General features: G+C 65.1%; 10 protein-coding genes and 1 tRNA gene. 3 read left to right on the top strand and 8 right to left on the bottom strand.

From position 1 onward, the window contains the following. From IL54_RS23080 to IL54_RS14215, 6 genes are all read right to left on the bottom strand, one after another. On the bottom strand, positions 1–1051 hold a 1051-nt coding region (locus IL54_RS23080), incomplete at its 3' end, for an NAD(P)/FAD-dependent oxidoreductase (RefSeq protein WP_237748891.1). Beyond that, complete coding sequence (locus tag IL54_RS14235; protein ID WP_037476540.1) at positions 1051–1500, bottom strand: YaiI/YqxD family protein; 450 nt, start codon at positions 1498–1500, stop codon at positions 1051–1053. The genes IL54_RS14235 and IL54_RS23080, both read right to left, overlap by 1 nt. A 79-nt stretch (positions 1501–1579) precedes the next feature. Then, the gene (locus IL54_RS14230) at positions 1580–2317 is read right to left on the bottom strand and encodes a peptidase (RefSeq protein ID WP_037476539.1); all 738 of its coding nucleotides are present in this window, start codon (positions 2315–2317) and stop codon (positions 1580–1582) included. A gap of 27 nt (positions 2318–2344) precedes the next feature. Then, positions 2345–3217 carry a transglutaminase family protein gene (locus IL54_RS14225; protein WP_037476538.1) on the bottom strand — a complete coding sequence of 291 codons (873 nt, stop codon included), beginning with the start codon at positions 3215–3217 and terminating at the stop codon, positions 2345–2347. Positions 3218–3238: 21 nt separating this feature from the next. Next, a complete protein-coding gene (locus IL54_RS14220) occupies positions 3239–4171 on the bottom strand; it encodes an alpha-E domain-containing protein (protein ID WP_037476537.1) in 933 nt (310 codons plus the stop codon). 139 nt (positions 4172–4310) lie between these two features. Beyond that, entirely contained in the window at positions 4311–5720 is a 1410-nt protein-coding gene (locus tag IL54_RS14215) for a circularly permuted type 2 ATP-grasp protein (protein WP_037476536.1), read from the bottom strand. 148 nt (positions 5721–5868) lie between these two features. On the opposite strand from IL54_RS14215, the gene IL54_RS14210 reads away from it, so the two are divergent. Continuing rightward, positions 5869–6705 (top strand): alpha/beta hydrolase, encoded by an 837-nt coding sequence (locus IL54_RS14210; protein WP_037478730.1) that lies wholly within the window; start codon positions 5869–5871, stop codon positions 6703–6705. A gap of 87 nt (positions 6706–6792) precedes the next feature. Further along, a tRNA-Met gene (locus tag IL54_RS14205) sits at positions 6793–6869 on the top strand. A 115-nt stretch (positions 6870–6984) separates the two neighbouring features. On the opposite strand, the gene IL54_RS14200 is transcribed toward IL54_RS14205, so the two are convergent. Together IL54_RS14200 and IL54_RS14195 are read right to left on the bottom strand one after the other, a co-directional pair. After that, the gene (locus IL54_RS14200; protein WP_037476535.1) at positions 6985–7632 is read right to left on the bottom strand and encodes a histidine phosphotransferase family protein; all 648 of its coding nucleotides are present in this window, start codon (positions 7630–7632) and stop codon (positions 6985–6987) included. A gap of 98 nt (positions 7633–7730) precedes the next feature. Further along, positions 7731–8132, bottom strand: a complete 402-nt coding sequence (locus IL54_RS14195) for a M67 family metallopeptidase (protein ID WP_037476534.1) — start codon at positions 8130–8132, stop codon at positions 7731–7733. A gap of 17 nt (positions 8133–8149) precedes the next feature. Between IL54_RS14195 and IL54_RS14190 the strand changes: the two genes are divergently transcribed. Continuing rightward, positions 8150–8674: pseudouridine synthase (locus tag IL54_RS14190; protein ID WP_037478728.1), on the top strand; the 525-nt coding region annotated here is incomplete at its 3' end.

Here is an 8674-nt window from a genome sequence, read left to right as displayed (position 1 = left end):
TCGTGCGCGACGACAGGGCAGCGGTGGCGATGCCGCCGACGGTCACTTCGGCCTTGGCATAGCCCTCCGTCCCGGTCGGGGCGAAGGGCCAGTCGTGGAGGCGGGCGCCCAATTGCCGCAGCGCCTTGTCGGAGAGGTTGCCCATTTCGCCTTCAAGTCCGACCCGCTCAAGCAGCGCGTCGGCGAGCCTTTCGGTCAGCGCCTGCCCTACTACCTTGCGTAAGGAAGCGCGGGGGCGGCGGTCCCGTTTCGCTTGGAGGAGCCAGTCGGCATCGATGTCGGGCAGGAAATCGACATGGATGGGGGTGCGATGCTGCCAATAGCTGCTGATCTGGAGCATGGCCGGACCCGACAGGCCGCGATGGGTGAAGAGTGCTGCCTCGCGAAAGCGGGTCTTGTTCCAGCGCACCTCCACGGGGGCGGACACGCCCGACAGTGCCTGAAACAGTGCGTCCTCTTCGCCCAGCGTGAAGGGGACGAGCGCGGGGCGTGGCTGGACGATGGCGAGGCCGAAGTGCCGCGCGACATCATAAGCAAAGCCGGTTGCGCCCATTTTGGGGATGGACGGCCCGCCGGTCGCCAGCACCAAGGCTGGGGCGCGATGGTCGACTGCGCCCAGCTTGACCCGATAGACGCCGTCGCCATGGGCGACATCGGTTACGGGCTGCGCCAGCGCCACGGTGACGCCGCCGATGGCGCATTCCTCCTCCAGCATCGCGACGATCTGCTTGGCGGAGCCGTCGCAGAATAATTGCCCCAGCGTCTTTTCATGCCAGGCGATGCCATAGCGGTCGACGAGGGCGATGAAATCCTGCGCGCTATAGCGGCCCAGTGCCGATTTGGCGAAATGGGGGTTGGCGGACAGATAGCGGTCGGCGGCGGTGTGGATGTTGGTGAAATTGCAGCGGCCGCCGCCGGAAATGAGGATCTTCTTGCCCGGCTGGTCGGCATGATCGACCAGCAGCACCCGCTTGCCCCGCTGGCCTGCCGTCGCCGCGCACATCATCCCCGCCGCGCCCGCGCCCAGGATGATCGCGTCCCAATCCGCCATTATCGGCCCCGCTTGAGGCGCACTAGCGCCTCATCCAGCGCGGACAGGAAGCGCGATCGGTCGGTTTTGCTGAAGGGCGGTGGTCCGCCAATCTGATCGCCGCCTGCGCGCAGATCCGCCATGATCGCGCGGGTCGCGATGGCCGCGCCGATGGAACTGTGGGTGAAAGGCTTGCCGTTGGAGGAAATCACGACCGCGCCCGCCTTGAGGCAGCGATCAGCCAGCAGGATGTCGGCGGTGATGCAGACGGTTCCCGCGTCCGCCCGCTCGGCAATCCAGTCATCTGCCGCATCGAAGCCGTCGCTGACCACCACCCTGTCGAGCAGGTCGTGCGTGGGGATACGGATCGGGCTGTTGCTGACGATCGTCACCGGCACTTCATGGCGAAAGGCGACCTTGTAGATCTCTTCCTTGACGGGGCAGGCATCGGCATCGACCAGAATCTTCATGGAAGGCGCGATAAGCCGCCCGGCGTGGCGAGACAATGGTCGCAGCGCTAATTTCGGATCAGGCTATTCCCTGCCCCGCTCAATCCAGGACGTTGGGCAGATCCTCGAACCCTTTGCGGAGGGCGGCGCTCCAGCTTTGGGAGATCATGGCGAATTCTTCATTGTCGGCTTCGATGCGGGTGCGGACGCGGAAGTCGTAGGCGTCGGTGGGGATGACGGCGAGGTCGAGCGGCATGCCGACCGAGAGGTTGGAGCGCAGGGTCGAGTCCATCGAGACCAGCACCGCCTTGGTCGCATCCTCCAGGCTGGTTTCGCGGGCGATGATGCGGTCGAGAATGGGCTTGCCATATTTATGCTCGCCGATCTGGAAGAAGGGCGTGTCCTCGGTCGCTTCGATGAAATTGCCGGCGGAGTAGACGAGATAGAGGCGCGGTTTGCCGCCGCGCCGCTGGCCCGCGATCATGATCGAGGCGCTGGCGCCCGATCCGCCCATTTCGATGCTTTCGCGATAGCGGGTCTGCATCGCGCGCATGGCGTCGCCGACGATCTGTGCCACGCGATACATGGTGCTGCAATTGAGGATGGTTTCGATCTCAGGATCGAGCTTGGCGTCCTTTATCGCCTTGCTGAGCGTCGCCTTCACCCCCTGGGTGATCGACAGATTGCCCGAACAGAGCAGCGTGATCGCCCGTTCACCCGGCACGACATAGGTGAAGCTCTTACGAAAGCGGGCGATATTGTCCATGCCCGCATTGGTGCGGGTGTCGGACAGCATGACCAGTCCCTGGTCCACGCGCACCGCCACACAATAGGTCATTCCCCGCAGGCTCCCGAAATATCTGACTCAACCCTGTAGACCGGGCGGCGGACTGTTTTGCTGTTGTTGCCGTTGCAACTGCCGTTCCTCGATCCCGTCATCCGCCTGCGCGATACGGACGTCCGCGTCAATCAGGATATCGCCAGCCACCATGATGGTGCCCCGGATCGGCGCGGCGTCATCGGCATCCAGGCCGCTCGCCACGCGCAGATAGCGTTCGGTGACGCAGACGCGGTTCGAGGGGTCGAAACCGACCCAGCCGAGGCCCGGCACCAGTGCTTCGGCCCAGCCATGGGTTTCGTGCAGTTCATTGCCCTCGCTGGTCAGCAGATAGCCCGACACATAGCGGGCGGGGATACCGAGGACGCGCGCGCCCGCGATGAAGATCTGGGCATGATCCTGGCACACGCCTGCGCCAAGCGTGAAGGCCTGTGCCGCGGTGGTGGCCGATGTGGTGACGCCCGCGCGATAGGTGACCGCGTCGGTGACGGCGGCGGCCAGCGCGTGCAGCCGGGCGAGCGGTCCGTTGCCGTCGGGCAGTGCCAGGGCCATGGCGGCGATGGCGTCGGACGCGCGGGTGAGCGGCGTGTCGCGCAGGAAATAGAGCGGGTTCACGCGGCTGATCGGGCCGCCGACGACGCCATGGGTTTCGCGCGTTTCCACCAGGCCTTCAGCGACGATCACCGCTTGGCCGAGCTGATCGTGTCGGACCCACAGCGCCTCCATCTCGCCATTGCTGTTGCGGTGAAAGCCGGTGACGGGGGCGTCATTGACGCTGACCTTCCAGTCCAGCACCGTCTGCGCGGGCGTGTCGACCGGCATCAGTTTCAGCCGCATCACCACCCGCCCCGCCGACGGATCGTAGGAATAGATGGTCTGATGCCGGACCAGCAATTTCATCGCGAGCGCCCCCTCCCCCGATCAGCCGAAATGATAGGTCTGGGCGATTTCGATGCCCAACTGGTTGGTCATCGCCAGCCCCTGCTGCACCGTTTCATGCAGGCCGAAGCGGAAGATTTCGCCGCTGTCGAGCTGTTCCAGCGCGCTGACCATCTGTTCGATCGTGTCGTTGCACGGGCCGCGCTTGTCATGCCAGCCCGACAGGCGGTTGAGCCGATAGGCGAGCTGGTCATAGCAGAAGGCGACGCTGCGCGGGAACATGCGGTTGAGCATCAGGAAATCGGTGATCTGCCAAGGGGTGTAGGTGCCGCCATAGACATGATGATAGGCGCGCGCGCCGGACAGGGCGTAGAGGACCGAGGTCCATTGATAATGGTCGCGATTGCCGCCGATCACTTCGGTTTCGGGCAGCAGGACATAATATTTGACGTCGAGCAGCCGCAGCGTCATCTGCGCCCGCTCGAGCGCCGAGCCGCAGCGCAGGAAATCGTGGCCTTCGTTGCGCAACTGTCCGGAATGAGTCGCGCCGCGGAAGGTCATGACGCGGGTCTTGACCCAGTCGATGAGCGCCGGGAGTTGCTGGCGGGCTTCGCCGACATCATAGCTGTCGAGCTTGCGCCAGCCATCGTTGAGCGCTTCCCACATGTCCTGCGTCAACATGGTGCGGGCCGACTTGGCATTGGCGCGCGCCTTGGCGAGGCAAGAGCGGATCGAGCTGCTATTGTCGAGGTCGAGCATCAGATAGGCGACGGCGTCGCTTTCGGTGACGGTCGATCCTTCGGGAAACTGGTGGCCGCAGCCTGCCGCGCGGACGACCGATCGCCATTCGTCGCGATGATGCGCGCCGGGCAGAATCGCCATGCGCTGGCCCATGGTGAGGAGGCGCGCGGTGGCCTCCGCCCGCTCCATGTAGCGCGCCATCCAGAAGAGATTTTCGGCGGTCCGGCTCAGCATTTGGTCATGCCCTCTTCTTCCGTCATTCCCGCGCAGGCGGGAACCCATCTCCCAAGCGTTCCGCATGGGGTGAGGCCCGGAGATGGATCCCCGCCTGCGCGGGGATGACGTGTGGGGTGAATGGACGGGGTGGCCATCATCAATCCTGCAACACCCAGGTGTCCTTGACCCCGCCGCCCTGGCTGGAATTGACCACCAGCGACCCTTCGGTCAGGGCCACGCGGGTCAGGCCGCCGGGGACGAGGCGCAGTTGTTTGCCGACCAGGCAATAGGGACGGAAATCGGCGTGGCGGCCGACGACGGCGGCGGGGCCGAGCGTCGGGACGGTCGACAAGTCAAGCGTCGGCTGGGCGATGAATTCCTTGGGATTGGCGCGGATGCGGTCGGCATAGGCGGCGACCTCGTCCTTGGTCGATTTGGGACCGATCAACATGCCATAGCCGCCCGATCCATGGACTTCCTTGGCCACCAATTCGTGCAGATGTTCCAGCACATAGGCGCATTCGTCGGGCTTGCCGCATTGCCAGGTCTGGATATTGTCGAGGATCGGCTTTTCGCCGAGATAGAAGCGGATCATCTCCGGCACGTAGATATAGACCGCCTTGTCGTCGGCGATGCCCGATCCGGGGGCCGAGGCGAGCGTCACCCCGCCCTTGCGATAGACGTTGAAGATGCCGGGAACGCCGAGCAGGCTGTCGGCGCGGAAGACGAGCGGGTCGAGATATTCATCGTCGATGCGGCGATAGATGACGTCGACCGCCTTTGGCCCCAGCGTGGTCTTCATCCACACCCGGTCATTGTCGACGAACAGGTCGGCAGGCTCGACCAGTTCGACGCCCATCAGGTCGGCGAGGAAGCTATGCTCATAATAAGCGCTGTTGAGCGAGCCGGGGGTGAGGACGACCACGACCGGATCGCCCTTGCAGGCGGGCGGCGCGACTTCCTTGAGGCTTTTGAGCAGTTCGGCGGGATAGTCATCGACCGGCGCGACGATCCCGGCGGCGAACAGTTCGGGGAACATGCGCGTCATGATCTCCCGGTTTTCGAGCATGTAGGAGACGCCCGACGGCGTGCGGCAATTATCCTCCAACACTTCGAAACTGCCCGGCCCCGTGCGGACGATGTCGATGCCGACGATATGGCTGTACACTTTGCCGGGCGGGGAAAAGTCCGCCATTTCAGCGAGATAGGCGCTGTTCTTGTAGATGATGTCGGCCGGCATGATGCCAGCCTTCACAATCTCGCCGCGATGATAGACATCGTGCAGGAAGGCATTGAGCGCGCGGGCGCGCTGGCGGATGCCCTTGTCCAGCACGCGCCATTCCTGCGCGGTGAAGATGCGCGGCAGCAGGTCGAAGGGGATCAGCCGTTCCGGATCGCCACCCTCGCCATAAACGGCAAAGGTGATGCCGATACGACGGAAGATCGCCTCTGCCTCATCCAGCCGACGGTTGAGCCCGGATATGCCCGTTCGTTCCACCCATTTCTGCACTTCGGCGTAACAGGCGCGTATCGAACCATCAGGCTCAAACATTTCGTGGAAGGGCAAGTGGACGTTCCTCCCTCGGCCAGGACGGCCGGTTGTGCGTCGCAACATTAGGACGTGGCCCAAAAGGGATTGCAACAGAAAAATGACACGGGCTGCGCGGATTTCAATATTCCTTGCGCCGGGGCACGGATTGGGCAGAATGCGGCGCATGAACAGGATGATCGGCGGACCGCTGGCCGCCCTGCTGGCGCTGACCGCCTGCGCCTCCAACGTGCGCGAACAGATTTACCGCGCCGACGCCGCGCCGGTGCAGGTCGCGCAATGGACTCAGACGACGCCTGTGGCCCTGCCGGTGCGGAGTGAGGACGGGCTGGCGCTCACTGGCTATTATTGGCCGGGCGACCCGGCCGACCGTGACGTCATCCTCTTCTTCCATGGCCGCGGATCGCATCAGGGGATCGGCGCGCGTTACGCCGAACATCTGGCGGGCAAGGGCGACCATGTGGTCGTGGTGTCCTATCGCGGCTTTGGTGGCAATCCCGGCACGCCGACGCAGGCCGGGCTGATGGCGGACGGGCGCGCCTTCGTGGCGGCGGCGCGCAATCTGGTCGGGCCGGATGCGCGGCTGTTCCTGGTCGGCCATTCGCTGGGTGGCGCGGTGGCCCTGCATGTCGCGGCGACGGTGAGGGTGGCGGGGGTCGTTACCCTTTCGACGTTCGACAAGCTGGAAGAATCGGCGCCCGGCGGGGTCGGCCTGCTGCTGCCCGACAAATGGAATAATCTGGACGCGGTGACGAAGATCGGCGCGCCGTTGGTGATGATACAGGGCACCGCCGACGACCGGATCGACATGGCGCAGGCCGACGCGCTGTTCGCTGCTGCGCGTGCGCCTGCCGCCATGCTGACGGTGCCGGGCGCGGGCCATAATCCCGACATGACGCAACTTGGGCCGATGGTAAGCGCGGCGATCGGCGCGATCGATTCGGGCGCGATGGCGGGCTATCCGATGGCGCTGCCAGCGGGTTGGGGCGTGCGGCGCAAATAATCGCAAAAAGCCCCGTTGACCGACCCGCCGCCGCTGCGTATAGCGCCGCCTCACCGCAGGGCCATGTTGCCTTGCGAGGCCCCAAGGGGCGGAGTAGCTCAGCTGGTTAGAGCAGCGGAATCATAATCCGCGTGTCGGGGGTTCAAGTCCCTCCTCCGCTACCATTTTTCAGATAGTCAGATGTTCCCACGCAGACGGGATTGCTCGGCCCCGGCGCATGATAGCTTATGGGCGCCGCGCCTCGTCAGTTCGCGCGGCAGGTGCCGCGCGCCGCCCGCCTCAGCCCGGTATCGACGCGCCGAAGAGCAGCATGGGATCACCCGGCGGCGACAGGGCGATCTCGCCGCCCGCGCCAGTCACCAGCGCGCGCACCATCCAGGCTGCCGCTGTCCGCGATGCCAGTCCCTCGATCGGCAAGGTGCCTGCCAGCGCCGCGCGCAGATCGGGGTCGAGCACGACCTTTGGTCCTTCGCCACGCACCACGATTTCGGTCACGCCCGGCCGCACTTCCGCGCCGATGTCGAGTTGCCCGCCACGCACCAGCGCATCGCCCGCGATCAGCGCCAGGTTGAGCAACACCTTGACCGCCAGCTTGCCCAGCATCTGTTCATCGACCATCCAGCCGACCTTCACGCGGCCGGTGGTGACGAACATGCCCTCGATCGCGACCCGCGCTTCATGGGGCGGCACCACATCGCCGAACCCGCCCGCAGAGCCGAACGCCAGACGAAAGAATTTAAGCTTGTTGGCCGACGTCCGCGCGCTGTCGCCCAGCAGCTCCAGGCAGCGCTGGCGCATTTCCGGGTCCGTCTCGTCCGCCATCAGCTCAAGGCCATTGTTGAGCGCGCCGACCGGACTGAGCAGGTCATGGCACAGGCGCGAACAGAGCAGGCTGGCAAATTCGATGCTGTCGGTCGGGTTGGTCATGCGGGGTCTGGATCGCCGGATAGTGGTCAGGAAAGGAGGCTCTCACGGCTAATGCGCTGCCCCGCCGCGTGATGCAACCCCGGCTCGCCGCCTTTCCCTCACCTTATGTCGAGCAGCGCCTCCACGAACGCCACCGCCCCACCCTGCCCTGGCTGCGCGCGCCACAGGCGCACCGCCTCGCCAGCCACGATCAGCCACAGCGTTCCATCGGGCATCGCACAGGCCGCGTCCGTGGCGGAGGGTATAGCCACGCCCGACGGGTGCGAGTGATAATGGCCGATCACTTTTGGCCCACCCGACCGCGCCGCCCGGTGCGCGGCGATCAGCACCGCCGGGTCCAGTTCGAAATGGCGCGCCGGATCGGCCGCGACATTGGCCGCCGGGGCGATCGCCTCTATCCGCCCGGCCTGGCCCAGCAAAAGCCCACAGATTTCCCCATCGTCCGCCGCTGCCACCGCAACGATCCGGTCCCGTAACAGGCTTGAAATAGTCACGCTCATGCCTACATCCCTAGCCAATGGCCGCGGGGGTTTCCATCATCGAAGCAATTATCGACGCGGGCCAGCATGGCCAGCGGCTCGACCGTGCGCTCGCCGACCTTTTGCCCGACCTCTCGCGCGAACGGATCAAGGCACTGATCGGCGAGGGACATGTCCGCGCGACGGACCAGACTGTGAAACTCAGCGCCTCGGCCAAGGTCGCAGCCGGGCAGCGTTTCGCCGTCACCCTCCCCGCCCCAGTGGCGCTGGATGCGGTGGCGCAGGATATCCCGCTCACCATCGTCCATGAAGATGCCGACCTGATCGTGGTGGACAAGCCCGCTGGGCTGGTTGTCCATCCCGCCGCGGGCAATCTCGATGGCACGCTCGTCAACGCCTTGCTCCATCATTGCGCCGGACAATTGTCGGGCATCGGCGGTGTGGCCCGTCCCGGCATCGTTCATCGCATCGACAAGGATACATCGGGCCTGTTGGTCGTTGCTAAGACAGACCGGGCGCATGAAGGACTGTCCGTCCAGTTCAAGGATCACAGCATCGACCGG

The sequence above is a fragment of the Sphingobium sp. ba1 genome, assembly GCF_000743655.1.
Lineage (GTDB): Bacteria > Pseudomonadota > Alphaproteobacteria > Sphingomonadales > Sphingomonadaceae > Sphingobium.
Note: the sequence above shows the minus strand (reverse complement) of the source record. Positions and strands in the feature narration are given on the sequence as shown.